The 24,605-nt window shown below is 61.0% G+C and carries 30 protein-coding genes and 1 pseudogene; 21 read left to right on the top strand and 10 right to left on the bottom strand.

The window, feature by feature from the left end; all coding sequences use genetic code 11:
• The first annotated feature begins 52 nt into the window (after positions 1–52).
• The 5 genes from CK489_RS35710 to CK489_RS35685 all read left to right on the top strand — a co-directional run bounded on the left by CK489_RS35710 (position 53) and on the right by CK489_RS35685 (position 4,183).
• Positions 53–607 (top strand): GcrA family cell cycle regulator, encoded by a 555-nt coding sequence (locus CK489_RS35710; protein WP_095735570.1) that lies wholly within the window; start codon positions 53–55, stop codon positions 605–607.
• 91 nt (positions 608–698) lie between these two features.
• Positions 699–1,268: a DUF6456 domain-containing protein gene (locus CK489_RS35705; RefSeq protein WP_095735569.1), complete on the top strand. Its 570-nt coding sequence runs from the start codon at positions 699–701 to the stop codon at positions 1,266–1,268.
• Between the two features lie 384 nt (positions 1,269–1,652).
• On the top strand, positions 1,653–2,075 hold the full coding sequence (locus CK489_RS35700; protein WP_050628601.1) for a GFA family protein: 423 nt from the start codon (positions 1,653–1,655) through the stop codon (positions 2,073–2,075).
• 305 nt (positions 2,076–2,380) lie between these two features.
• On the top strand, positions 2,381–3,643 hold the full coding sequence (locus CK489_RS35695) for a CaiB/BaiF CoA transferase family protein (RefSeq protein ID WP_095735568.1): 1,263 nt from the start codon (positions 2,381–2,383) through the stop codon (positions 3,641–3,643).
• 357 nt (positions 3,644–4,000) lie between these two features.
• Entirely contained in the window at positions 4,001–4,183 is a 183-nt protein-coding gene (locus CK489_RS35685; RefSeq protein ID WP_094193964.1) for a hypothetical protein, read from the top strand.
• A 23-nt stretch (positions 4,184–4,206) separates the two neighbouring features.
• On the opposite strand, the gene CK489_RS35680 is transcribed toward CK489_RS35685, so the two are convergent.
• Genes CK489_RS35680 through CK489_RS35665 form a run of 4 tightly spaced genes read right to left on the bottom strand, consistent with a single transcriptional unit; the run spans position 4,207 to position 7,331 of the window.
• Positions 4,207–4,527 carry a cupin domain-containing protein gene (locus tag CK489_RS35680; protein ID WP_095735567.1) on the bottom strand — a complete coding sequence of 107 codons (321 nt, stop codon included), beginning with the start codon at positions 4,525–4,527 and terminating at the stop codon, positions 4,207–4,209.
• Positions 4,524–5,279 carry a YqcI/YcgG family protein gene (locus tag CK489_RS35675; RefSeq protein ID WP_050628600.1) on the bottom strand — a complete coding sequence of 252 codons (756 nt, stop codon included), beginning with the start codon at positions 5,277–5,279 and terminating at the stop codon, positions 4,524–4,526. The genes CK489_RS35680 and CK489_RS35675 overlap by 4 nt, the downstream gene beginning before the upstream one ends.
• Positions 5,280–5,304: 25 nt before the next feature.
• Positions 5,305–6,597 (bottom strand): MFS transporter, encoded by a 1,293-nt coding sequence (locus tag CK489_RS35670; protein WP_095735566.1) that lies wholly within the window; start codon positions 6,595–6,597, stop codon positions 5,305–5,307.
• Positions 6,597–7,331, bottom strand: a complete 735-nt coding sequence (locus tag CK489_RS35665) for a hypothetical protein (RefSeq protein WP_094193963.1) — start codon at positions 7,329–7,331, stop codon at positions 6,597–6,599. The genes CK489_RS35670 and CK489_RS35665 overlap by 1 nt, the downstream gene beginning before the upstream one ends.
• Before the next feature lie 42 nt (positions 7,332–7,373).
• Between CK489_RS35665 and CK489_RS35660 the strand changes: the two genes are divergently transcribed.
• From CK489_RS35660 to CK489_RS35650, 3 genes are all read left to right on the top strand, one after another.
• Positions 7,374–8,393 (top strand): GlxA family transcriptional regulator, encoded by a 1,020-nt coding sequence (locus CK489_RS35660; RefSeq protein WP_095735565.1) that lies wholly within the window; start codon positions 7,374–7,376, stop codon positions 8,391–8,393.
• 165 nt (positions 8,394–8,558) lie between these two features.
• Complete coding sequence (locus CK489_RS35655; RefSeq protein WP_095735564.1) at positions 8,559–9,692, top strand: alpha-hydroxy acid oxidase; 1,134 nt, start codon at positions 8,559–8,561, stop codon at positions 9,690–9,692.
• A gap of 138 nt (positions 9,693–9,830) precedes the next feature.
• Positions 9,831–10,034 carry a hypothetical protein gene (locus tag CK489_RS35650; RefSeq protein ID WP_050628596.1) on the top strand — a complete coding sequence of 68 codons (204 nt, stop codon included), beginning with the start codon at positions 9,831–9,833 and terminating at the stop codon, positions 10,032–10,034.
• A gap of 13 nt (positions 10,035–10,047) precedes the next feature.
• On the opposite strand, the gene CK489_RS35645 is transcribed toward CK489_RS35650, so the two are convergent.
• The gene (locus CK489_RS35645) at positions 10,048–10,233 is read right to left on the bottom strand and encodes a hypothetical protein (protein ID WP_018272817.1); all 186 of its coding nucleotides are present in this window, start codon (positions 10,231–10,233) and stop codon (positions 10,048–10,050) included.
• Positions 10,234–10,474: 241 nt separating this feature from the next.
• Here CK489_RS35645 and CK489_RS35640 point away from each other — a divergent pair, with 241 nt between their 5' ends.
• On the top strand, positions 10,475–10,828 hold the full coding sequence (locus CK489_RS35640; protein ID WP_050628678.1) for a phasin: 354 nt from the start codon (positions 10,475–10,477) through the stop codon (positions 10,826–10,828).
• A gap of 24 nt (positions 10,829–10,852) precedes the next feature.
• On the opposite strand, the gene CK489_RS35635 is transcribed toward CK489_RS35640, so the two are convergent.
• Complete coding sequence (locus tag CK489_RS35635; RefSeq protein ID WP_095735563.1) at positions 10,853–11,113, bottom strand: hypothetical protein; 261 nt, start codon at positions 11,111–11,113, stop codon at positions 10,853–10,855.
• Positions 11,114–11,313: 200 nt separating this feature from the next.
• On the opposite strand from CK489_RS35635, the gene CK489_RS35630 reads away from it, so the two are divergent.
• Positions 11,314–11,616, top strand: a complete 303-nt coding sequence (locus CK489_RS35630) for a hypothetical protein (protein ID WP_050628594.1) — start codon at positions 11,314–11,316, stop codon at positions 11,614–11,616.
• A 23-nt stretch (positions 11,617–11,639) separates the two neighbouring features.
• Here the strand turns inward: CK489_RS35630 and CK489_RS35625 are convergent, their stop codons facing one another.
• Positions 11,640–11,825 carry a hypothetical protein gene (locus CK489_RS35625; RefSeq protein WP_050628593.1) on the bottom strand — a complete coding sequence of 62 codons (186 nt, stop codon included), beginning with the start codon at positions 11,823–11,825 and terminating at the stop codon, positions 11,640–11,642.
• 1,304 nt (positions 11,826–13,129) lie between these two features.
• On the opposite strand from CK489_RS35625, the gene CK489_RS35620 reads away from it, so the two are divergent.
• The 3 genes and pseudogenes from CK489_RS35620 to CK489_RS35610 all read left to right on the top strand — a co-directional run bounded on the left by CK489_RS35620 (position 13,130) and on the right by CK489_RS35610 (position 15,542).
• On the top strand, positions 13,130–13,384 hold the full coding sequence (locus tag CK489_RS35620) for a hypothetical protein (RefSeq protein ID WP_095735562.1): 255 nt from the start codon (positions 13,130–13,132) through the stop codon (positions 13,382–13,384).
• Between the two features lie 355 nt (positions 13,385–13,739).
• Positions 13,740–14,360, top strand: a pseudogene (locus CK489_RS35615) (PBSX family phage terminase large subunit); the annotation flags it as partial.
• A 192-nt stretch (positions 14,361–14,552) separates the two neighbouring features.
• Entirely contained in the window at positions 14,553–15,542 is a 990-nt protein-coding gene (locus tag CK489_RS35610; RefSeq protein WP_095735560.1) for a phage tail protein, read from the top strand.
• Positions 15,543–15,557: 15 nt separating this feature from the next.
• Here CK489_RS35610 and CK489_RS35605 read toward each other — a convergent pair whose 3' ends face one another.
• Positions 15,558–17,366, bottom strand: coding sequence for an acyltransferase family protein (locus CK489_RS35605; protein WP_095735559.1), 1,809 nt, complete (start codon positions 17,364–17,366; stop codon positions 15,558–15,560).
• A gap of 108 nt (positions 17,367–17,474) precedes the next feature.
• On the opposite strand from CK489_RS35605, the gene CK489_RS35600 reads away from it, so the two are divergent.
• The 8 genes from CK489_RS35600 (at position 17,475) to CK489_RS35565 (ending at position 22,618) form a co-directional block, all read left to right on the top strand.
• Positions 17,475–18,179: a hypothetical protein gene (locus CK489_RS35600; protein ID WP_198961107.1), complete on the top strand. Its 705-nt coding sequence runs from the start codon at positions 17,475–17,477 to the stop codon at positions 18,177–18,179.
• A gap of 2 nt (positions 18,180–18,181) precedes the next feature.
• Positions 18,182–18,538: a hypothetical protein gene (locus CK489_RS35595; protein ID WP_095735750.1), complete on the top strand. Its 357-nt coding sequence runs from the start codon at positions 18,182–18,184 to the stop codon at positions 18,536–18,538.
• 9 nt (positions 18,539–18,547) lie between these two features.
• Positions 18,548–18,925, top strand: coding sequence for a hypothetical protein (locus CK489_RS35590; protein ID WP_349626973.1), 378 nt, complete (start codon positions 18,548–18,550; stop codon positions 18,923–18,925).
• A gap of 4 nt (positions 18,926–18,929) precedes the next feature.
• Positions 18,930–19,223, top strand: coding sequence for a hypothetical protein (locus CK489_RS35585; RefSeq protein ID WP_198961106.1), 294 nt, complete (start codon positions 18,930–18,932; stop codon positions 19,221–19,223).
• 87 nt (positions 19,224–19,310) lie between these two features.
• Positions 19,311–19,739 carry a GNAT family N-acetyltransferase gene (locus CK489_RS35580; RefSeq protein ID WP_095735557.1) on the top strand — a complete coding sequence of 143 codons (429 nt, stop codon included), beginning with the start codon at positions 19,311–19,313 and terminating at the stop codon, positions 19,737–19,739.
• 341 nt (positions 19,740–20,080) lie between these two features.
• Entirely contained in the window at positions 20,081–21,307 is a 1,227-nt protein-coding gene (locus CK489_RS35575) for an acyl-CoA dehydrogenase family protein (protein ID WP_095735556.1), read from the top strand.
• Positions 21,308–21,317: 10 nt separating this feature from the next.
• A complete protein-coding gene (locus CK489_RS35570; protein WP_095735748.1) occupies positions 21,318–21,872 on the top strand; it encodes a flavin reductase family protein in 555 nt (184 codons plus the stop codon).
• Positions 21,869–22,618 carry a TetR/AcrR family transcriptional regulator gene (locus CK489_RS35565; RefSeq protein ID WP_095735555.1) on the top strand — a complete coding sequence of 250 codons (750 nt, stop codon included), beginning with the start codon at positions 21,869–21,871 and terminating at the stop codon, positions 22,616–22,618. Before CK489_RS35570 ends, CK489_RS35565 begins: the two co-directional genes overlap by 4 nt.
• On the opposite strand, the gene CK489_RS35560 is transcribed toward CK489_RS35565, so the two are convergent.
• Complete coding sequence (locus CK489_RS35560) at positions 22,563–23,438, bottom strand: polysaccharide deacetylase family protein (RefSeq protein WP_095735554.1); 876 nt, start codon at positions 23,436–23,438, stop codon at positions 22,563–22,565. The genes CK489_RS35565 and CK489_RS35560 overlap by 56 nt on opposite strands.
• Before the next feature lie 12 nt (positions 23,439–23,450).
• Entirely contained in the window at positions 23,451–24,548 is a 1,098-nt protein-coding gene (locus CK489_RS35555; protein WP_095735553.1) for an LLM class flavin-dependent oxidoreductase, read from the bottom strand.
• Positions 24,549–24,605 lie beyond the last annotated feature (57 nt).

Raw genomic sequence — 24,605 nt, 5'->3', positions numbered from 1 at the left:
ATATCGGAAGTTATGCAAGGCGCCGGCAGAATGACAGAAATGGGAATTTGGAATGGAAATGATGAACTGGCTGCCGGAGCATTCGGCTGCCCTGCAGGACCTGCGCGCCCGCGGCTTGTCCTATTCGGAAATAGCTGACACGATCAACGCAACCTTCAATACGGCCTATACCCGCAACGCGGCGCTGAGCCGGGCGCAGCGCATGGGACTGGCGGGCCTCGATCGGCCCGAGCCGACCCTGCCGGGTCACCTCGATCCACCGAAACCATCCTTGCCTGAACTCCGCGGGTGGCCGTGTGACCGGAGGGCCGAGCCGAAGCTCAATCTGCTTCGCTGTCCAAGGATTTTCACCGAAATGGTGGAGATGCCCCGGCTTCGCTGCGCGGCAGTCGCGCCACGGCACCTCTCGTTGCTTGATCTCCAACCCGGAGACTGCCGTTATCCTTATGGCGGGGATGCCGAGGACGAAGCCATGACCTTCTGTGGTCATCCGCGCCGACCGGGCTCGAGCTACTGCGCCCCGCATTTCCACTTGAGCCGCGATCCCGACGCCTCGGTGAGACCTGTACTGAACGACGCCTGGCTTCAAGCCATCGCGGCCAGCTGAGGCTGTCATCCGACCGACGCATGTCGATCCCACTACCGCAACCGCGCGGGAGATGCCGCGCGCTCCCACGACTCATTTTTGGAGCTTGCCAATGCCGCGCACAAAGGGCCGGAAACCGTACGATCCCGCTGGAACGCATGATCGTCGCTCCCAGGATCTGCCCTTCAATGCCGAGGTGACGACCGTCGCGGTCGACGATCCCCTGGCACTCGAGCCGGGCAATAAGATCATCGCGTTTCGCTCGATCCGCAACGATCCGCTCGGCCGGTTGCATGCACACCGGCAGATCGACGACACACAATATCGGAGCGGTCGGGCTTTCCAGAATGACTGGGAGAAGGCCGAGCGTGGCCCGCGCGCGGTAGACACGACGCGGGAGTATGTTGATGGCGGTCAGCAACGTGAGCCGATCACGGAGGGGCAGCGCCAGGCGACGCTGCGCTTGAATCGTGCGGAACACGAGCTCGGCGCCGACGGTTCGGCGCTGGTGCACGACGTCCTGATCCTCGGCATGACCATGGAGCAGGTTGGGCAGCGGCGTGGATTGTGCACGCAGCGCTGGCAGGACTATTTCGCGCGGCGCCTCAAGGAATGCCTGGATCGGCTGGCGCTGATGTACGGGCTCGCAACACCGGACCGGGGTCCGGCGAAGGACCGTTAACGCTGATCCAGGGTGACGTGCTCACGTGCCGGTTGCCGTGCAGGCAACCGGTACGACAACTATTCATCACATTGCGGCATGGTGCTTTGCCTCGCAGTGAGCGCCATCCTTGGGTGATGGGTGATGGGTGATGTGCGCGGCCGTGCCGGGTGGAAGATGGTCGACAGCGGCGCGGACTTTCATGTAACTTCGCTCGCGTCGACGACCTGCCTGCATGCGAGCGCAATGTGATTGCCTCTCGTGCTGGGAATGGTCTGGTACGTCCACCAGGGAGTTCGCCGCGGCTACGTCCGCCTACGTCTTATCCTGCATCGCGAACATCACGAGTAACGTGGGTCGATGCCGGCGCGAAGTCCGACCACTTCACCCAAGGAGAACCGACCAATGAATCACACTGGAAACTGCTTCTGCGGCGCCGTCGAGCTCAAGGTCACGGGGGAGCCCGAGGCGATGGGCTACTGCCACTGCCGTTCATGCCGTTCCTGGTCCGGCGGCCCGGTGAATGCGTTCAGTCTCTGGAAGCCTGAGGCGGTCGAGGTCACCAAGGGCGCCGACCACATCGCGACATTCGAGAAGACCGCAATGAGCCAGCGCAAATATTGCAACAAGTGCGGCGGTCACCTGATGACCAACCACCCGACGCTTGGGCTCGTCGACGTCTTTACCGCGACGATCCCGACGCTGAAGTTCAACCCTGGCGTTCACGTCAACTATTCCGAGGCGGTGCTGCCGATACGCGACGGCCTGCCGAAGTTGAAGGACTTCCCGGCCGAGTTCGGCGGCTCCGGCGAGATAATTGCCGAATAGCGCCGCGGTTCGCGGTGACGAAAGCGGGTGGCGACCGAATGTTGCTACCCGCAGATATCTATTCCCCTGCTTGCCGGACGCGGCTCTCGCTTCAGCATCCAGCCGATTTCCGCGACGTTCAAGTCGCCCGACCGCGCGTAGGCACTGCGGGCCGTCTTTTGCCGACGACAGCCATGTCAGGCGAAGGTCCCGCCCTGCAAAATCCGGGTTTGGTTTTGGTCACGAGCTTCCGCTAAAAGGCGTGCAGTACCGGTCCTGGTAGGGCCGTCGTATTTCGCCTGACAAAATAACATGGGAAGCGCCGGATCATGACCAGACCAGAATTGCCAGGGCGCGCGCCGCGCGGGGAGGGAGTTCCGACGGCGCTTGACGGCCTGCTGGTTGTCGACTTCACCCGCGTCGTTGCCGGCCCGGCCTGTACGCAAACGCTGGCCGACTTCGGGGCCGAGGTCATCAAGATCGAGAATCCGGACGGCGGGGACGACACGCGCGCCTACGAGCACGCCGAAATCGGCGGAGAGAGTGCCGCGTATCTCAGCCTCAACCGCAACAAGCGTGGCATTGCGCTCGATTTCAACAATCCGGCTGCGCTCGACGTCGCGCGCGCGCTGATCGCCAAGGCCGACGTCGTGGTGGAGAACTTCTCCGGCGGCGTAATGAAGAAATTTGGCCTCGACTATGCATCGGTCGCGGAGACCAATCCGCGGCTGATCTATTGCTCGATCTCGGCCTACGGCCGCAAAGGCGATTTCGCGCTGCGCCCGGGCTTCGACCCGATCACGCAGGCCGAAAGCGGCTTCATGTCGCTCAACGGCTTTCCGGATGGAGAACCGGTGCGCACCGGACCACCGATCGTGGACATGGCAACCGGCATGTCGGCCTGCAACGCCATCCTGCTGGCCTTGATCGCGCGGGATCGGCTCGGCCGCGGCCAGCAGGTCGAGGTCGCGTTGATCGACACTGCGGTATCGATGACCGGCTTCTATGGAATGGCCTATCTCATCAATGGCAACAACCCCGGCCGTTTCGGCAACTCGCCGAACGGCTCGCCGACTGTCGGCGTCTACCGGGCGTCCGATGGTCCGCTCTATATGGCCTGTGCCAACGACCGGCTCTATCGCCGGCTTGTCACCGACGTGCTCGAACGCCCGGATCTCGTCACCGACCCCGAATTTGCCCACCGCAAGGCGCGGTCCGCCAACAAGGAGAAGCTGCGCGGCATCATTGCCAGCGTGTTTGCAAGCGACACGCTCGAGCACTGGATGGCGAAGATGAAGAAGGCCAACATTCCGGTGGGATATTTGCGTACGGTCGAGGAGGGCTTCAACGCGCCTGAAGTGCGCGATCGGCATCGCCTCAGCAAGATCGCGCATCCAACCGCCGGCTCGGTTCCGAACATCGAATCGCCGGTCGGCATGAGCTTGACGCCGACGGTCGATCCCGTCGCGGCGCCGCTGCTCGGTCAGCACACCAGGGAAGTGCTGAGCAAGACGCTTGGGTATGACGACCGGCGCATCGCCGCGTTGGCCGAGGCAGGCGCGTTCGGCAAGGCAGGCAACACCGGCTAGCCAGTCAGCCTGCGCCAAAGATCAGATCCACGTAATGGCAACCTGACCCGCAGGCGAGAGCAAAGCCTCACGCCTCGTGCGATGTCGTTTACGGCGTCGATGCGGGCCGGAGGCCCCGTGAAGCGGAACCGGCCCGTGCCGGAACCTCAGTTCGGCTTGCTGCGCAAGTTGTTCCTTGGCATAGTTTCAACCTCCTCGGGCTCCGCCCGATCGATCTCGAGGCGTGCCATCCGGAGTATCAAGGTTGCCGTGGTCAGGCCGAGGCGTTCGGCCTCTTGAGCTGCGGTGTCGACCTTCTGGGCCAAGCCTTCACGCTTACCTGGGTATGCCATTCGTAATCCTCACTTAAGGTGCGAGATGAAAAATCCCACATATGTTGCAGAGCTGCAGAACAAGCTCGGAGCTCCATCGAGCGAAACACTGGAAAGCCTGCGACTGTTGAAGGCTCTCCGTCGACTTGCGCCCGGCCAGCGTTCCGAGATCATCGAGCTGGTCGAACGTTTGGCGGTTGAACCGCCGCGCGATCCTTCACTATCCTGAGGTGTTCGCGTTTTCCCTGTGTGTCAGTTGCTCATCGGTCTGGCTGGCGGCTGCGTCGCAATGACGTAGATCGCACCGCCCTCGAGCGCTTCGGATTGATGTCGGGTGCCGGCAGGCAGAAAGATGGTGTCGCCGGCACCGACGACCCGCTCGCCGCCGTCCCAGATGAAGTTCAGCCGGCCGCTGACGATCATCAGGATTTCATCGACCGGATGGGTATGGAAGTGATGCACCTTGCCTGCCGCATCGTGCTGCAGCTCGACGGAGCCCTGGGCCGGAAGCAGGTTCAGGATCTCCCGATCGATGGCAAATTCAGTCTTCGTGCTGGCGATGATCTGGGTCATGCTGCCTGTTCCTTGTTCGCGATCGGAGGTGTCTTGTTCTGTGCGAGCTTGGCAAACGGGCAGCCTCCGCTCGCATTGTTGTCGTCGTGCAGGAAGTACTGCAGGTATTCGCGGCCATCGGTCGCGCCGTAGCGGCCAAGAAGCGGGGAGGGGCTCGCACTGTCGTATGGGATCAGGCGCTTGCGCACCTCGGAAAATGCAGCATTTGCCGCCTTTTCCGTTCCGAGGATCTTCTCGAATACCCAGCGCGGCTGGAACGTGAGCATGAACGCGCTGGATCGACGGCTCTGGCGCATCACATGGGCGGGCGTCGTGCATACGACGAAGATCGGCTCGCCCGCAAACGAGAACTCCCACATCGGGTGGTCGATCTGTTCCGGAATATCTGATGGCCACGGATTCTTGTCCAGGCGTGCGAGCTGATCGAGCGTCAGCCACATCTTGCGATAATAGGCGTCGAGCGTCTGCACGGGGCGGGGCCTCGTGAACACGATCAATGAGGTGTTGGGGCCGAACGAGCGTGCCTCCGAAACATATTGTGCAAGCTGTTCGCCGAGCACCGCAACGTCATACGGATCGAGGAAGAGGTAGCGGAGCTGATCCTGGCGATGCCCGGTCACTCCGAACACGCAAGGAAACGGCCTTGCCTCGCTGCTCATCTGCGCCTCAAACTCGGAGAACATCACGCTCTGCCAGCTGCTGACCGGAAAGTTCGACGCAACGTCGCCTCTTTTCAAGAACAAGCGCTCCATAACACCCCCTACACTCATAACGACACTAACGAGCTATCAACTTGCTTCTCATCATCAGCGGCCCGGCAACGCCGGGCAGCGACATCAGAAGCAGAATGACGATCAAGGCGCTGTAACCGCCGTCACCGATCGCGGCTGCGTTATGCACGGCGTCGGTGCCGGAGACGCTGCTGGCGGTAAGCATCGCAAAGCCGATGATCGGCTGCGAGACGCCGGCGAAGAGTCCCGCGGCGGTGGTGTTCACGGAAGCGCCCACGCCGATCAAGTCGGAGGTGTAGAGCTTCTTGACGCATTTCAGCACCAGCGGGACGGTGCCGCCGGCGACGAGGCCCAGGATCGTGAACACGACGGTGACGTAAGCGAGACCGAATGTCTGGGCGACCGGCGGTAGCAGCATCGCGATCAGCAGCATGCGCAATGCGCAAATGCCGATCAGTGCGCGGTCGAGCGCCGCGGCGGCACGATCGGCGGCGTGACCGAGGAAGATCGAGCCGAACGCATTGCCTATCATGAAGGCGAGCAGCGGCGTGCCGGCAGCCGTCGGCGAGATGTGGAAGAGGTGGGCGACCATCGGAATGCCCCAGACGCCCGACAGCGTCGTCACGACCGCGAAGTGCGAGGCAAACGTCATTGCGCAACCCCAGTTCGCGACATGGGCCAGCGATTGTCGCGCGGCGATCACAACGCCCTTCAGTGTCTTGTTGCTGTGCGACGCCGGATCAGGCTTGAGCGTGACCTTGGCGAAGGCGAGGTTGGCGAGGCCGATGCAGGCAATGAACAGGAAGCAGGCCCGCCAGCCGAACCCCGAGACGGCGGCTGCCAGAGGTGTCGTCGCGATCACGCCGCCGACGTATCCGGAGACCTGTGAAATGCCTGACATCATGCCGAAACGCTCATCGGCAAAGCTTTGCGCGACGAGCTTCAGAAGTGCGGTAAAGACAAGCGCATCGCCGCAGGCGACGATCAGGCGCGCAGCAAAGACGTCGAGCAGATTCGGCGCCAGCGCGAACGCCGCGCTGCCGAGTGACGAGGCGATCATGCTGACGAGGACGACGCGCTTGACGCCGTAACGATCGACCAGAAGGCCGGCCGGAATCTGCATCAAGGTGTAGCCCCAGAAGTAACTCGAGGCCAACATCGCCACACCGGCCGCGTCGGTGTTGAAGTCGTGCATGAAGCTGAGGCTGACCGATTGCGGCGCCACGCGCTGCAGGAAGGCGATGGCATAGGCGATAGCCACAGCCGTCCAGGCCAGGTAGGCGCGATCGGTTAAGCGCGACGTCGGGGCGAAAACGGCTTGTTGTCCGAGCATCGACATCACACCCTCGCGTAACCCACCGAGAAAAGGGCATCCGCTGAATTTGGAATCTTTCGCGACATCGCGGCATCGACCAGCGACGCGGTGCCATGATAGGCCTGCCGATGGTGCTTAATGTGGCCGTAAGCGCCACGCATGATCATGTCGGGCAGTTCGAGCGGCTTGCCCGGATAGAGCGAAGTGCACATCTCGACACAGGCCGCCTGCAGTGCCGGGTCCTGCGCACCATCGAGCAATGATGGAGACACTTTTTCGCAAATCTTAGCGTTCGCTGCCCACACGATCGGATTGCGCGTCCGCCACCCGTAGAGCACGTTGCCGTCGGCTCGCTCGGCGGCGCCCGAACATTTCAGGACTTCTGCCGTGAAGAAGCCGTACAAGCCGCGGCCCTGATGCGCCGGCAGTACTTCCGTGCCGCTGCGATAGATTCCAAGCCCGGCCGACATTTGCAGGATGCGGTAGACCGAGAAGGCCACGAGGCCGGAGCCGTCATAGACGAGGATCAGGCTGTACTTCTTATCGAAGGGTGACGAGGCCGAGGTCCAGTGCGGCTCGGTGGCCTGCCAGTTGACGGCAATGATGCCGTTCATGGCGTCCATCAGCGGCTGACGGTCGCAGGCTTCGATCCGGGAGGCGTCGGGTAGACTGTAGATCGCGTAATCCGCCCACGGCGATTTGATCGCCTCGTATCCGCCGCCCAGATGTCGCGACATGGCAGAACTCCAGAATTCCATCGCGAGCTATACAGGGCGGGCTCGAATGGCTTAAAGGACAATATGCCCTCGAAAGCTGCCAAACCGCCCCGGCCTGAGCCGCGCGACAGGAAAGCGCCGCGACGGATCGCGATCGTCGCCTTTCCGGGCGTGACCTTGCTCGACATTTCGGGGCCGGCTCAGGTGTTCGCTGAGCTGGAGGCGATCGAACTGCCCGGGCCGGACTATTCGCTTTCCTATCTGTCGACGTCTGGCGGCTTGGTGCCGACCGATGTCGGCATGATGATCGACACGGCGCCGATCACCAGTGTTGCGCCCACAGAGGTCGACACGCTGGTGATTCCGGGTGGGCCCGGCATCTGGAAGATCCGCAACGACGCCGAGTTGATGGACTGGATTGCGAAGGCGCTGCCGAAGGCGCGCCGCATCGCATCGGTCTGCCTCGGCGCATTTGCGCTGGCTTGGACCGGGATCCTGGATGGCAAGCGTGCTGCAACGCACTGGCGCTATTGTCCTCGTCTGCAGGACAGCTTTCCCAATATCCGCGTCGAGCCCAATGCGATTTTCGTCAAGGATGGACATGTCTGGTCATCGGCGGGCGTCAGCGCCGGCATCGACCTGGCGCTCGCGATGATCGAGGAGGATTTCGGCCACACCATCGCGCTCGATGTCGCGCGCAGGCTCGTGGTGTTCCTGAAGCGGCCGGGTGGGCAGAGCCAGTTCTCGACCGTTCTTGCGGCCCAAGCGTCGGACGTCGAGGGACGTTTCAGCGCGCTGCATGCCTGGATCATCGAGAACATCACTGAAGACCTCAAGGTCGAGACCCTCGCGGAAAAGGCCGGGATGACGCCGCGCACCTTTGCCCGGACCTATGTCAGCCGCACCGGCATGACACCTGCAAGCGGTGTCGAGGCGCTGCGGGTGGAGACTGCGCGCCTGCTGCTCGAAAGCCGCCAGATCGGCGGCGTCGTCGAGGTCGCCAAACGAGCGGGGTTTGGTGATGATGAGCGAATGCGGCGGGCCTTCCTGCGCCACCTCGGCGTGTCGCCGACCGAATACCGAAACCGGTTTTCGGGCAGCTAGCTGGCAGCGAGGCAAGGTCAATCTGGAGCGGTAGCGGCGCGTCGAAGGCCGATCTATCTCATGGGCGAATAGCTGGCCTTCGCTGGCCGGATTCGTGGGTCATGGTGGTAGCTTTTCCGGTTTGTCTGCGGCTAATGTGCCGGCCAAATCGGGAGAAGAAACACCATGAATGACGGGACCCCCATTCGGCAGGCGCGCAATGTCGAGCTCGGCGCCAGCGGCGAGGAATTTCAGAACCTGCACGAATTCGCGCGAAGCGCCCGCGCCAAGCTGAACCAGAATGCCTGGGATTACATCGTCGGCGCTTCGGAGACCGAGACCACGATGCGCCGCAACAGAATGGCGCTCGACGAGATCGCGTTCCGGCCGCGCGTGCTGCGCAACGTCATCAATGTCGATCCCTCGACGGAGGTGTTCGGCCGCAAGCTCCGGCTTCCCGTGATGATCGCCCCGGTCGGCGCGCTCGAAATCTTCGATCCCGACGCGGGCGCGGCCGTTGCGCGCGGCGCCGGTTCGTTCGGCGCGGCCCATATGCTGAGCTCGGTGTCCGAACCCGGGCTGGAGAATACCGCCAAGGCGGCGCCTGAGGCCTTGCGCATATTCCAGCTCTACGTGCGCGGCGACGATGCTTTCGTCGAGGATGTGGTGAGCCGCACCATCGACAACGGTTACGCCGCGTTCTGCCTCACCGTGGACACCGCCCACTACAGCCGGCGCGAGCGCGACATTGCCAAGCGCTACGTCCGGGAAAGCCGCATCCGCGCCACCGGCGGCGACTTCCAGAAGGGTCTGGAATGGCGGACGGTGAAATTGATCAAGGACAAGTTCAAGATTCCGCTGATCCTCAAGGGTATCGCCACCGCGGAAGACGCAAGGATCGCGCTCGATCACGGGGTCGACTGGATCTATGTCTCAAATCATGGCGGGCGGCAGCTCGACCACGGCCGCGGCTCCATGCATGTCCTGCCCGAGATCGTCGAGGCCGTCGCCGGCCGTGCCAAGATCATGGTCGACGGCTCGATCTGCCGCGGCGCCGACATCGTCAAGGCCATCGTCTCGGGGGCAGACCTTGTCGGGATCGGCCGTCTGCAGTGCTGGGCGCTCGCCGCGGCCGGCGAGGCCGGCATCGTTCGGATGCTTGAACTGCTGGAGGACGAGGTGATCCGCTGCCTCGGTCTGCTCGGCGCTACCAGCTTTGCCGAACTGGACAAGTCTTATCTGCATCCGGCGATGCCGACCAACCTGCCGAGCGTGTTCAGCGCATTCCCGCTGCTCGATATCGAGCCCTATCGCTACTGAGCGGCTGCGAAAGACATATGGCGCGATCAGGGCACGCTGGGCACCCCGATCGCGCCAACTCATAATCAATCCGTGATATCCATGAAGCCGCCGCGGCAGAGACAAAGTCTGATCCAAATGCGGCACTAGTCGAGGCGAATGGCAGATAATCCATTCGCCGAATTTTCACTCGAGCGCGCCATCGGCCTGCGCTGGACCCTTCGGGACATCCAGGCGCGCAGGCTCAAATTGTCACCGGTCAGCGACGAGGACCTGCGTGTCCTCACCGGGCTTGGCCTCGTCGAACTGCATGACGGCGAGCCTGAGCTGACGGAAGCGGGGGCTGCGGTGCTGAACGACTGAATGGGCCGGCGGCCTAGCGCGCGTTCAGGAAGCTTTCGCCGGAATTGCAGGGCGTGCACTGATAGGTCAGCACGTCGTAGACCTGATCGCGCGGCTCGATCAAGGCAAGCCGCATCTGCGTGCCGCACTTCATGCACGGCATCTCTATACTGGTCTTGAAGCGGGTGCAGGTCGGTGTCGGACGAACGGCGCGCAGCATCGGATCCCCATATTCCCCAAGAGACGCGAGACGAGACGCGAACGCGATCAACGGTAAGGCCGAATCACTATGCCACAGTGCTGACATGATTGGAATCCCGCGATGGCGCAGTCCCGTCGCTGCTAGGTAATTTTTCCTCGGTGGCCGGAGCGAACGGGGCCTCTTATCGTTGGCGATACGGCGCTGACGCCGTCACAATCTATGCTAACGTCGGCCGACGCTAATTTCAGGGGGCGTGATCATGATTGAACCGAAGCTTGAAGTTCCCGCCGAGTTGCGCGATCTCGCGGAAAAGACCATCGACCAGGCCGAGCAGGCCTTCGGCCTGTTCTTTGATGCGGCGAGCAAGTCGATGACGGCGATGCCGGGGACGGGGACCGAAATTTCCAAACAGGCTCTTTCCTTCACCGAGCAGAACATGAAGGCGGCGTTCGAGCATGCGCGCAAGCTCGTGCACGCGACCGATCTGCAGGAGGCGATGCGGATCCAGTCGGAATTCCTGCGCAGCCAGTTCACCAATGCCGGCGAACATATGCGGCAGATCAGCGGAAGCGTAATGTCCGCAACCAAGGACGCCGCGAAGGGCAAGTTCTAGGACGGTCGTCGCGGGCATCGACGCCTAGCGCCGGCGCGCCACGGCAACGCCGAGCAGAAACGCGACGAACAGACTTGCGAGCGGCGCTTCACGCGTGACCGCACTCACCGTGGCCAAGGCGCCGCCAGGCCGGCGCGAGCTTGCGATCGCCTCGCTGAGGCGATCGGCCGCCGCGCGAAGTCCGTCCGAGACCTCCGTGATGGTGCGCGAAACATCCGTCGCGGTGTCGATCGCTCGCTCACCGAGCGTGGGCTGAAGCGGGGACTCGGGTGTTTCGGAGCTCATGTGCCGTGCCGCGATTTCGCTGAAAGCCAGGTGCCACTCTTGACGATCCGGGCGTGCTTTGAACGGCCGGTAGCGGCCGCGTATCGGGGAAATTCGGTGGCTATGGATTGGTTCCACCAACATGTCTGGCTTTCACATCGCGGAACCGGAAACTTACGCGCCGGTCGCGGCTTGTTTCCGTGGAGGAGACGGTGATGACAATGCAGGCGCATGGCATATCGGATGGCCGTTCGGTCAAGCATAGAAATCGGCATGGTGGCGCGCCGCTGCTGGTTGCGGCGGTGGTTGCGATCCTCGGCGTGTTGGGCATGCTGGTCGTCGACCACGGTCCGTGGAGCAAGCCGAAGGTGCAGCCCGCCGCTTCCGCCAATTACTCGACGACTGGCGAGGCCGCACGTGCGGCCGGCGCAAATGTGATGCCGACCGAGCCCAAGGCGCCGATTGAGCCTGCTCCGCCCGGCCCAAAGCCTGCTCAACCGGCAAACCCGATCCCGCCGCAATAGGTGCGGGCGCTCGCGCGGGATGATCAGCGCACGCTGACGAGCATGCCCCACGCCGCGGCGAACCCGGCACCGACGAGAACCAGCACCGGGCTGTCGCAGAAGATGCCGCCATACTGGCACATGGTGGTACCGATCGAACCAATCTGATGATGGCCCGCGGCATAGAACAGGCCGGACAGGACCGCGAGCACGGCAGCAACGAAATACATCGGCGCTTCCTCCTTGCAATCTAACGGCGGCGCGGGTCGGTTGGACTGACACGCGCCAAAAACTGTCCTGATGTCGATCCAAACATTGTGAGCCGGCTGTCCGCTTGACGCGTCGGGCAACTCAGCGGCACACTGACATCATCGCAACAAACATAGGGCGACCGACGCCAGCTCGTGTTGCGATTCCGGCATCATGCGCGGACTTTCGGTGAAGGAGGTTTCTCACCGTCGAAGCTGACGCATCATATTTTACCGATCGCGTTCAGCTCGTAAAAACGGGTTGACTCGTCGGGCAACTCACCGGCATAATCGGAAAATCAGAAATTGTTGAGCCCGCGCGGAGCAATCCGCGGCGGGCTTTTTGTTTGCCGTTTCACCCATCGGACGGCGGCCGCAACGTCACGACGCCACATCCTCCCAGCCGTCGTCTGAGCGTCGCAAGCGAGCCGCCGTCCGAACCCATTGAAACGAGCACGAAATTGGCCGGTGCGCGCGAACGCGCCGGTCCTGCGGCGCGGCGAAAGTCGGCGCCGCCCGCGGCCCCATTCGTCAGGGGATAAGGCTCGCGCCCCAAAGATCGCCGCCCACTGCGCGATCTGCCGCACATTCCTTTCTATGGCTACATGTACCGCGATGACGGTCGCTGTGATCAAGCAGCTGGCGCGACGCAATTTACCGATCGCATTCAGCTTGCAAAAACGGTTGACACGTCGGGCAACTCACCGGCATAATCGGAAAATCAGAAATTGTTGAGCCCGCGCGGAGCAATCCGCGGAGGGCTTTTTTCTTTGCCGTTTCACCAATCGGACGGCGGCCGCCACGTCACGACGCCACATCCTCCCAGCCCGTCGCCTGAGCGTCGTCAGCGCGCCGCCGTCCGAACCACCAGAACGCTTACAAATTGGCCGGCGCGCGCGAACGCGTCGGCCCGGCGACGCGGCGAAAGCCGGCGTCGCCCGCGGCCCCACTCATCAGGGATAAGGTTCGCGCCCCAAAGATCGCCGCCCGCCGCGCGGTCTGCCGCACATTCATTCCATCGCCGCATTGCGCGCTGTCGGCCTATCAACGAGGTATGTATGACCGCCTATCTGATATCGCTTGCGCTCGTGAGTTTGATCGCCGTTGCTTTGCTGGAGGCGGCATGAGCGCCGAGTTCATCCAGTTCATCCCGCGACCGCGCCTGGATCGCGAAAGGACGGACTTTCCCACGATCGCATTTCGCTCGGCGTTGCCGGATCTAGAACCAGATCACGCGGACACGGCTCCGAGTGAATATCTCCCGTCCGATTGGCAGGAGAAGTGAGGTGGCGAAGACGGTTACACAGATCCGTTCGCTTGCGAGGAGTCATACGAGAAGCGCGATCAACGTGCTGGTCGGCGTGATGCGATCGACCAACGCAACCCCGGCTGCCCGCGTCTCCGCCGCCAACGCCATCCTCGATCGTGGCTGGGGCAAAGCGTCGCAGGCGATCGAGAACGGTGATGGAGCGCTCGAGCTTGTGCACCGCATCGAGAGAATTATCGTCGAGCCTGAAGAGGCTGAGGGTGAGGATATCTAGGTGTTGCGGTGGCAGTTCATTCAATCCCAACGGATCGCTTGAGTTGCGTGTCGAAGGTCTTTTCGAAACGTTCAATCACGTCATTAAGAACTCGGAGCGTCCACTCCGCGGGCTGCTGCGCCTTCGGCGGCGAGGAGATCGCTGAGCCCGTTCAGCGGGCAGGCCACGCGATACCTGCCCCCGTCGGTCTTTGGCCTTCCGGATAAGTCCGACGTTCCGGAGACGGATACAAATGGCTGGCCTGCGGGCCTGATCCGGCCGCGTCCTCGTCAGTGACAGATCACGGCCGACGATCGCCAGGGATCGTCAAGACACCCGACCGGCGTGTAAGCCGCCTTGCCTATCGAGAGCAGCCTTGTCGATCCTGAAAATTCCAACCGCGAAAGTGTTCGAGCCGCTGCTGCAGCCGGCGCGTTACAAGGGAGCGTTCGGCGGCCGAGGATCAGGAAAATCGCATTTCTTCGGTGAGCTTCTGGTCGAGATGTGCCAGGCCGAGCGCGGCACGCTCGCGGTTTGTATTCGGGAAGCGCAGCGCACGTTAGCGCAATCGTCCAAACGGCTGATCGAAGGCAAGATCGCGTCTCTTGGCATTGGCAGGGGATTCAAGCTCTACTCCGACAAGATCGCAACGCCCGGCGATGGTGTGATCATCTTCCGCGGCATGATGGATCACACGGCCGATTCGATCAAAAGCCTGGAGGGATTCAAGGTCGCGTGGGTCGATGAGGCGCAGTCGTTGAGTGCGCATAGTCTTGCGCTGCTGCGGCCGACGATCCGTGCGCCGGGTTCGGAGCTGTGGGCAAGCTGGAATCCACGACGCAAGTCGGATGCGATCGACGACTTCCTGCGCGGCCGCAAGCCACCGGGATCGATCGTCATTGGGGCGAGCTGGCGGGACAATCCCTGGTTTCCGACTGTCCTCGAAGAGGAGCGCCGCACCGACCTCTCATTGTATCCTGATAGGTACAATCACATTGAAGCGATCATCGATGCTCGGGCGCAGGCCGTAGCCGCGGAAAGCCCCGGCGTGCCCATTAGCGTGATCCGTAATCTGCTGATCGCACGAGCTCCAGCCTGTCCGTGCACACAATATCTCCAGCTCGGTCGCGCGGAATAGCGGCGGGATATCCGCTCATCGACGATGACAAAATCATCAAGGGATAGTACCATGACTCTCTTCAAGTGGTCGCGGGTGGCGGCCTCCGATGCGACCGCCGATAGCTCGATCAATTGGCAGGAAGGGCAGGCCCCGTCGAGCGTCAATGACTCTGCGCGCGCGATGATGGCGGCGACCGCGAAGTACCGCGACGACATCGCCGGCGCGATCGTCACAGGCGGATCCAGCACCTCATACACGCTTTCAAGCTATCAGCAATTCGACAGCTTCACGAGCATGAACGGTGTGATGATTGCGTTCACGCCGCACGTCACTAACGGAGCGATAACCGTCATAAATGTGGATGGGCTCGGGAGCCGTCCGTTGAGAATCGCGCCTAGCGTCGAGTTGCAAGCCGGCGTTATCATTCAAGGCACGCCTTATGCTGCTACCTACAATAGCTCCGATGCAGCATGGTACCTGCACGGCTTCTTTGGCAATCCGTACAACGTGCCGCTTGCGGCGGGAATGGACTATTGGGCGCCCACCGCTCCGAACAGCTCGTTTGTCTTTCCGGTCGGACAGGCGATCTCGCGCGCGACTTATGCGACACTGTTCGCTGCGATGGGCACCACGTTCGGCATCGGTGACGGTACTACGACGTTCAACCTTCCAGACAAGCGCGGTCGGGTCTCTGCCGCGGCAGACGGTGGGATCGGGCGGCTATCCGGTGCCACCGTGAATAGCATCGCCTTAGGCGGTATTGGGGGCACTGAAACCCACACCCTGACCGTAGCGGAGATCCCGTTACACACGCACGCGAATACTCTGTCGGACGGCGGCCATAGCCATGTTGTTCAAGGTCGCATTTACGGCGGGTTTAACGGCAATGCACAATCTCCTGTAGCAGGCTTGCAGCTCAGCAACGGTGTTGACGGTAACGTAGTGACGGACTCGCGACTTTCGAACATCGCGCTCACGAACGCCGCCGTGGGTGGCAGCGCCGCTCACGCGATCCTACAGCCGACCATTCTCTGCAACTACATCATTAGGATCATATAGAATGCGTGCCGCTCGTCACTCGATGCCGAGTTGTGGTGCGATTTGTTGAATCAAGAATTCCGAGCCGGCCTTGGTAAGATGGATAATGTCTCTCGCGGTGATTGATCCGTTGACCCGGGTCAAGCATTCGTCACCACGACACATGGCTTTTCTTACGGATACGTATTGGACACCTAACTGAGCAGCTATGACACTCATGACTTTGTCACCTGCATCGCTGTCTACAAACTGGGAGGTTCGCTCAGGAATTATCTGACCGCTTCGCCTATAGTAGTCCACTGCGGCATTGGGGAGGCCGCCTCGCCAAACCGGGACCGGTCCCAGAATAACAATTCGAGGAACACCGGCAGCGCGAAGGGCGTCGATGGTCGGTTTGGTGGTTCCGGTCCTATCGTTAACGTCCCAGATGGCGTGAAGCACTACAACATCTGGCTTGATCTCCGAAATGCGTCGAACAATCTCGGCGTTCTTTTTCAGGCAATATGGGCTGGCTGAGTGCGCCAGAACCAACAGCGGATGGCAGGAGCTTACGGTCAGCTGTGCAATCCCGAATTCGTGGTCTTGTTGCAGCTTTCTAAATCCGGGAATTAGCGCGGAGGCCGTTGAATCCCCCCAAATTGCGATCAACGGTCGCTTGCTCTCTGAACAATTTCGGAAATCGCCGTCCTCGCCGTCAAGCAAGATACATTCGTGCACACGCCACGCACTCACGCCATCGGGTGCGCTAATCATGGCTTGGAGTGGGCTGGGTAGATCCGGCACCTTCACCAGGGCGGCATACAACCCGAACAACCCTGCCGCAGCCATGGCGGCGCCTATCGGCGCAACTCTGGACTGGCGTCGCAATGGCCGCTCCACTGCAAAATAAGTCACCACGGAGAGGACGGACGCCAATACGACCGCGACAAGTCCTAAAGTGTCATTGAGCTGCCTGAAAAGGTAGACTTGGAGGAATACGAGAACTGGCCAATGCCACAGATATAGGGAGTAACTCACAAGCCCTATACCGACGAACGGTTTAAGCGAAAGAATGCGGTTTACGGTGGCGCCCTCGGACATAATTAGCAGGAACGTACCTGCTACTGGAAGAGCAGCTGCAGCGCCGGGGAAGGTCATCTTGTCGGTAAACAAAAAGAATGACGTCTCGATGGCGACCAGTCCCACGACTGCCGCAAGCTCCTTTGTTGCTTTTGACGGAGTGGGGATGAACGTTAGCAATGCGCCGGCCATAAGTTCCCAAGCGCGAGTAAACGGCAGAAAGAACGCCGCTGACGGATGCCCACCGACCAACGCCAGATTGAGAGCGAACGAGGCAACTAGGCCGATGCTCGCTGCCCACGGCGCACTACGTCGTGGAAGCGCCCACAAAATCAGAGGCCACACCAAATAGAATTGCTCCTCAATGCCGAGGGACCAGAGGTGCAAAAGCGGCTTAAGGTGTGCGTCGATATCGAAGTAGTTGACCTCGGATAGCAACATCAGATTGGCAGCGAACAGAGCGCTCGCGACTGCGTTTTTCCCGAGCGAATGCAACTCGTTTGGAAGGAGAAGGCGGAGCCCAATAGACACGGTTGCCGCCAAAACAACGATCAGGGCCGGGAAAATCCGCCGAATACGTCTTTCGTAGAATGTCGCAAGGCTAAATGTCTTGTCGTGCAGCTCTGACGTCACAATTCCAGTAATGAGATATCCCGAGATGACAAAGAAGACGTCCACGCCGACGAATCCGCCAGGTAGCGATCCGGGAAATGCGTGGAATAGGACCACTGCAGAAACAGCTACCGCTCTCAAGCCGTCGATGTCAGGTCGGTAGGCCACTTTCATGCGCAACCTATAGCACGCCCTTGGGATAGTCGCGCAAGCGCACTGGCCGAGCTCTCAATAGCGCAGGCCCAGCCGCCGCCTTCGGGCGGCCTTTTCGTTGGAGATGCCATGACTGACCTCGTTGCCCTAACGGTGGCGAACACGGCCCGCTGGACAAAAGCGAAACTGACCCGGAGTTTCTCCGGTATGGCCAAGAGGCTCATCGACCCAAAGGCTAAGGCTCGCTATCAAACTGTATCATTCAAGACCGGCGTTCCCTGGTTCTTCATCGCGGTCGCCCATGAGCGCGAGGCCTCCCAGAACTGGAATACCCAGCTTGGGCAGGGTGACCCGCTCGGGAGCGTCTCTGTCCACGTGCCGAAGGGAAGGGGCCCTTTCAAGACGTGGGAGGACGGCGCCTATGATGCACTGGTGAACTGCGCCCCATTTGCTGCTCGTAACCATGATTGGTCGATCGGCGGTACGCTAACCATGCTCGAGCAGTACAACGGGCTCGGCTATGCTGCTCGGGGGCGGCCGTCGCCCTACATCTGGTCTGGCACGGATCAGTACGTCTCGGGCAAGTATGTTCGGGATGGAGTTTACGACGCCAGCGTCGTGGATCAACAGTTGGGGTGTGCCGGGCTGTTGGCCGCGATGATGCAACTCGATCCGACAATTACCTTCTCGGGGGCGAAGATCATCCCCGCAACACAGCCACCTGCGCCGCCGCGTAGGCCACCCTCGGTCACCCCATCGATCCGTGATCCTGCCAAAGGCTCCCTCGGAGCCTTTTTTGTTGACCTTTTCAAATCTCTCTTCGGGAAGAAATGACGATGCTTTGGCTTTTCCTTACCGTGCCCGGACTGCTTTGCGCTTACTTCATCGTCATGCGGCCGATCCTGCACGCGATTCCAATCCTCAAGTCGTTTTACATTGAAGCAAATACGTTCTGGGGCAAGGCCTGGGCGCTGACGGGGCGATCGGTAACGGTGATCTGGGGCCTCTTCCTGACCGGTATTGGAACAGTCTTCCAGTGCCTTGACCCGATCGCGTCGGCTCTCGGCGACCCGGACCTCAAGGCCCAAGTCATAGAAGCCCTGAAGAACAATCCTCAGTATCTCGCCTACACCATGATCGGAATCTCGACGATCACGATCGTTGCGCGGTTGCGGTCGATGGGAAAGAGCTGATCGATGTGGATGGCTATCCTTTCCTTCCTTGGCGGTCCCGTCATCAAGGGGCTGATCGATGCGTATCAGGCCAAACTGAAGGCCGGCAACGTTGACAGCAAGATCGCTGCCGATCTCGCTGCAAGCGAGGTCGCGGCACAGACAGCGGAAATACAGATACACGGTCAACTGAAGATCGCCGAGATCGGTCACCCCTGGGAGCCCGAAAAATTGGCCTTTTACGTCACGTTGGTGTTTTTCGCGAAATGCGTCATTTGGGACAAAGTTCTCGGGCTTGGGACGACGCCGCAACTCACCGGAGACGTCAGCACCTGGGCCGGCATGATCATGGGCTTCTACTTTGGAAAGCGTACGTTTGAGAATGTTGCGCGCATCATACGACGGTGATCCGATGCACGAAGCCGATGTCAAAGCGATCATCATGGAAACGCTGATTGAACAGGATCGAGTGCGCCGAAGCGATATCGACGCCGTAGTGGTCAAGACCATTGCGACGGTTTTGACTTCATTCGGCTTCGAAGAGGGAGACCGGCGTGAGCTGCGGTCCGATTTTCAACACCTGCGGCGCTGGCGACGAAGCGTCGAGCAGGCGCAGAGTTATACTTTCAAGGCGGTGATCACCGTCATCGCCACCGGCCTTCTCGGAGCTGTTTGGCTGGGCATCAAAGCCACGCTCGGAAAGTAGCGGGCCTTGCCCTTCGGCACTGGCGGACCGCGTCCAGATCGTAGGTCTGGGCACTTTGGCCGACAATGAAACTCTTGAGGTGCGGCAATGTACCGGATTCGCGAGGTCGATTCGCAGGATGACGAGGTGGCGGACGCGCTTACCGAACTCCATCGGCTGGTGTTCTGCGACGGGACCCGTGTACCCGATTTTGAGCAGGGTCATTGGTGGATTGCATTCAGCGGAACGAAACCAATTGCCTTTGCTGGTGTCGTTCCTTCAACGCACGTTGTCAACGCTGGATATCTGTGCCGTGTCGGCGTTGCCATGCCGCATTGCGGCCACGGCCTGCAAGTGCGGCTTACTCGTGCCCTGGAGACGCGAGCGCGGCGTGCCGGTTGGAAGGCAATCGTTTCGGACACGACAGATAACGTTTTCTCGGCGAACAACTTCATTCGCCAGGGGTACAGGCTCTTCGAGCCCGTTTCGCCCTGGGCATGGCAGCACACGCTCTATTGGCGAAAGGAGCTCGTCTAACGCCGGAGTGGGGATTGGGCTGCTGTCATCCGCTCGGCGACGTTGGAAGCCCGGTGGCCGAATGGCCGCCGGGCTTCTTTGCGTATCCGGTTCGCAGTGGGATGGGCAACCGGAGCGTCGACGGCACATCGAAGCTAGGCGAGGAAATGTTGGAGTGGCTTGCCGTGTGCGGACGAAGTGCCGCCGCATGCGTTCGCTCAACGGGCGGCGGCGGTAGTTGTCGATTCTGTGCCTCGAATGGACGGGCCGCAGGTCGCACGCCTTGATCTCTGGTGATCGCTCGATAAACTGAGCCGACCCCGATCGCCCGAGTGTCTGGAGCTCGAACAGAGGAAGAGACCATGGTTGAGGTTGGCCGTAGACTCGACGCAGGGGTGCCGCCAGGGGCAGACCGGGATCGTTACGCGCTGATGGTCGCGAGAGCGAGAGGGCTTGTGCCGGCCTTGCGAGAACGAGCGGCACGGACCGAAGAGTTGCGCCGGTTGCCACCTGAGACCGAGCGGGATCTGCACGATAGTGGGCTGTTTCGAATCCTGCAGCCCAGACGTGTTGGCGGAAGCGAACTCGACTACGTCGCGCTCGTCGACTGCGCTGATGCCCTGGGGCAGGGCGACGCCTCGGTTTCGTGGAACTTTGCCAATCTTGCCAGTCACCACTGGATGCTGGGTATGTTCGCGCCGGAAGCGCAGAGCACAGTGTGGGGGGGCGATCCAGACACGCTGATTGCGTCTTCCTTTGTCTTCCCGGCAGGTCGTGCCAGGAAGACAAGTGGCGGATATGTGCTGAGTGGTCATTGGCCGTTCTCGTCCGGGGTAGAAGCATGCGGGTGGAACATGCTCGCGAGCGTGGTTGCTTCGGATGATGAAGCCGATGGTGTCGAATACCGGTTGTTCCTGCTGAACAGGCGAGACTATAGTATCGACGACACCTGGAATGCGGCTGGTTTGCGTGGAACCGGGTCGAACGATGTGCGGGTAGCTGACGCATTCGTTCCCGAGCATATGACGATTGCCGTCAGCGATCTGGCCGGTGGCTCAACGCCAGGCAGCGTTGTCAATCCGGGCGCGCTCTACATGCTACCGGTGTTCTCGTTGTTTCCCTATGTATTGTCTGGAGTTGGTCTGGGAAACGCGCAGGCTTGCCTCGACGATTATGTCGAGAGCGCGCGGCACCGCGCCTCGACCTTTAATCGGGCCAAGATCGGGGACCTGCAGAGCACGCAGATCAAGATCGCGGAGGCGTCCGCGAAGATCGATGCCGCGCGGCTGATCATGCGCACGAACTGTGTTGAGGTGTTTGCCGACATTCAGTGTGGCAATATCCCAAGCATTGCCGCGAAGACGAAGCTCCGACGCGATGGTGCGTTCGCGGTCAATCTTTGCACCGAAGCAGTATCTCTCCTGTTTGCAGCGAGCGGCGCGCGCAGCCTGTTCACATCGGGCGCGTTGCAACGCCAATTCCGCGATGCTCATGCCGCGAACTCGCATCTCGCCTTCAATTTCGACGCGGCGGGCACCAATTACGGGCGGGTAGCGCTTGGGCTGCCGTCTGAAAACCTGACGCTTTGAGGTGAGCTGGATGTCCGACTCACCCAAACAACCACCGGATCCCGCCAATGAGCTCGCGAGCGACAGTTCGACGATCGATCCTCGTGACTTCCGCAATGCGCTCGGTACCTTTGCCACCGGTGTAACGATCGTCACCGCGATGTCGGCCGAAGGACGGCCGTATGGAATTACCTGCAATTCCTTTGCATCGGTATCGCTCAATCCACCGCTGGTGCTGTGGAGCCTGGGGATGTTTTCGCAGGGGCTGCCGATCTTCCAGAATGCCAGCCATTTCGCGGTCAATGTTCTTGACGCCTCGCAGCAGACGCTGGCGATGCAATTTGCCAGGTCGTCGGGTGACAAGTTCGCAGGCGTGAACTGGACGCCAGGCCTTGGGAACGCCCCCGTACTTGCCGGCGTGGTCGCAAATTTCCAGTGCCGTGCCGCCAACCGCTACTACGGCGGCGATCATGTCATCTTCCTGGGGGCGGTGGAGGCCTACGCCTATGGCCGGAACGATCCGCTGTTGTTCGCGTGCGGAGGTTTTGGCCGCTTCTTGGCTGACGATGGTAAAGAACCATCATGAATCGAAAGACGCCCCTCAAGCGAGTTCGTACCAAGCAAAAGCGACTGTCAGCTGACGACCGTCGCAGTGAATTCGTCACCAAGGCGACCGAGTTGTTTGCGGAGGAGGGATTCGGGGGCGGCACGCGTGCCCTCGCCCGCAAGCTCGGTGTAACCCAGCCGTTGCTTTACCGCTATTTTCCCAGCAAGGACGATCTCATCAAGGAGGTCTACCGCAAGGTCTATCTCGAACCCCTTGAGATCGGCTGGGAGAGATTGCTGTCGGATCGGTCGCGTCCGCTCCGCGCGCGGCTGCAGGAATTTTACGAGGTCTATACGGACGCGATCTTCAATCGAAGATGGCTGAGGATCTATCTTTATTCAGGCCTGAAGGGTCTCGATATCAATCGCTGGTATGTTGGCATGGTCAAGGACAAGATCCTGACCCGCATTCTCAGGGAGTGCCGCCACGACGCCGGACTCGCGACGCAGAGCCGGCCCAGCGCTGCCGAACTGGAACTGGCCTGGGTGTTTCACGGCGGTATCTTCTACTACGGCGTACGCAAATACATCTACGAAGCGCCTGTCCTCGAAGACAAAGCGCAGATGATCAGTGACGCGTTGGACATTTTCCTCGCAGGGTTTGAGCGGATGGCGGAGAGCGCGACCGGATCGTCGGAGGGTGCCGATCAAGGTCGTCGGCTGAGCCGAATTAGTTCGCCGCCATCTGATCCCGATACCAGTCGCCGATCTCGCTCGCCGTCATGAGCGCTACGCCGTCATGGCCGATGACGTAATCGAGCAGGGCCTCCAGGTACTTGATTCGATGTGGTACGCCCGTGATGTAGGGATGCACCGAGATCGCCATGATCCGGGCATTCTCTGCGCCTTCGAGGTACAGGCGATCGAATTGATCGGTGCAGCGCGTCAGGAACTGCTCCGACGGTAGGTGTTGCAGCGCGTGGATGACGATGTCGTTGGTCTCGACGGAGTAAGGGATCGTCGTCACAGTTCCGTGCGGCGTGGCGATGTCCTGCGGAAGATCATCGATCACCCAATCGGCCACGTATTCGATCCCGTTGAGGCGCAAGAGGTCGAGCGTTTCTTCGGTTTCGGTCAGGCCCGGGCTCTCCCATGATCGTGGTGGCTTGCCGGTGAAGCCGGCAATGGTGTCGACCGCGCGCTTGATTGCATCCGCCTGGTTTTCCACCTTGTGCATCGGTCCCTGGACGAACCCGTGTCCCATGAATTCGAAGCCCGCCTCGAGCGCCGCCGACGCGACGCGCGGATAGCTGTTGCAGACGTTGGCATTCGCAGCCAGCGTCACCGGTATCTTTCGGTCCGTGAAGGCCTTGAATTGCCGCCAGAAGCCGGCACGCATGCCGTACTCATGCCAAGACCAGTTCGGCACGTCGGGCAGCAGTGGCTGCCCCATCGGCGGGCTCAGAACGGTACGCGGCATCGGATTCCCGATGCGCCATTCCTCCACATTGAGGATGACCCAGACGGCAAGCTTCTTGCCATCGGGCAATGTCAATTTCGGCCGGTCGACTTGTGCCTGGTACGGAATGCGATCAGTGAAAGCCACGTCGAAACTCCTTCACGTCGATCCACCGGCGCCGGCGGCATTGATGCGCGGCAAGACCTTCTCGGCCATCAGAATCATCGATTGGCGGCCAAGCTGGCGATCCTTCCAGTCCTTCCCGGCATAGAGCAAGGTTCCGAAGGGGCCGATCTCCTGCTGGAAAGACAGTAGCTGGTCGGCCACACTTTCGGGTGTGCCGTGGATGATGAGCTTGTCGCAAATCGATTCCAGCGTCACCTCCGCGTCAGGCTGGTCCCGCCGCGTCTTGAACAGTTCGAGCCGGCCACCGCGTTTCAGCTTCGTGAACAGCTGATGATAATAATACACATAGGGACTGTCGGGCGCAGTCGCATAAGCCTTCGCGGTTGCGGCGTCCTTTGCCACGAACACGCTCTTGGCGACGCGCCAATTGGCGAGATCGACTGTCCGGTTCACGCGCTCGCATCCCTCGACGTATTTGGGCCAGTGACTCTTCACCCAGGCGGGCATCAGGAAGTTCGCAGAGATTGGATCCCAGCCGCGCGCAGCGGCCTCCGTGACGCCTTTCGAGAACGGCGCGACCGCGGTCACCACGATCGGCGGGTGAGGGGTCTGCAAGGGGCGAGCCACAATTCCCTGGCCGATATCCTCAATCAGAGTCCTTCTGACCGAGACATTCCAGTATTTGCCCTGCAAATCATAGGGCGGCTTTCCTGCCCAAATTTCCAGAACCTGATTGATCGCCTCGAGGAACATGGCATTGCGGTCGGCGTCGAGATTGCCGAAAATCTCCGCGTCGGACAGCAATCCGCCGGGGCTTATTCCAAATATGAACCGGCCATCAAGCATGTGATCGAGCATGGCGATCGACGCGGCGACCGCTGCCGGATGGGTGTTCGGCATGTTGACGGTGCCGGTCCCAAGCTTGATCCGTTTGGTTGCGGCTGCGAGCCACGCAATAAACGCGATGCTGGAGGTGATGTTCTCGGCCTTGTCGGTGACATGCTCGCCGACATACGCTTCCGTGAACCCGAGCTCATCAGCAAGCAGGAAGGCTTCCCGATCCTCCCGCAGCGATTGCCGCCAGTCCTTGTCGAGAGGATGGATCGGCATCGTAAAAAACCCGAGCTTCATGATCCGCCTCGCTGCGCGTTGAACTTTAGTTGGCAAGGAACCTGCGGCCTTCCCAAG

It is taken from the genome of Bradyrhizobium sp. UFLA03-84 (assembly GCF_002289535.1).
Lineage (GTDB): Bacteria > Pseudomonadota > Alphaproteobacteria > Rhizobiales > Xanthobacteraceae > Bradyrhizobium > Bradyrhizobium viridifuturi.
Note: the sequence above shows the minus strand (reverse complement) of the source record. Positions and strands in the feature narration are given on the sequence as shown.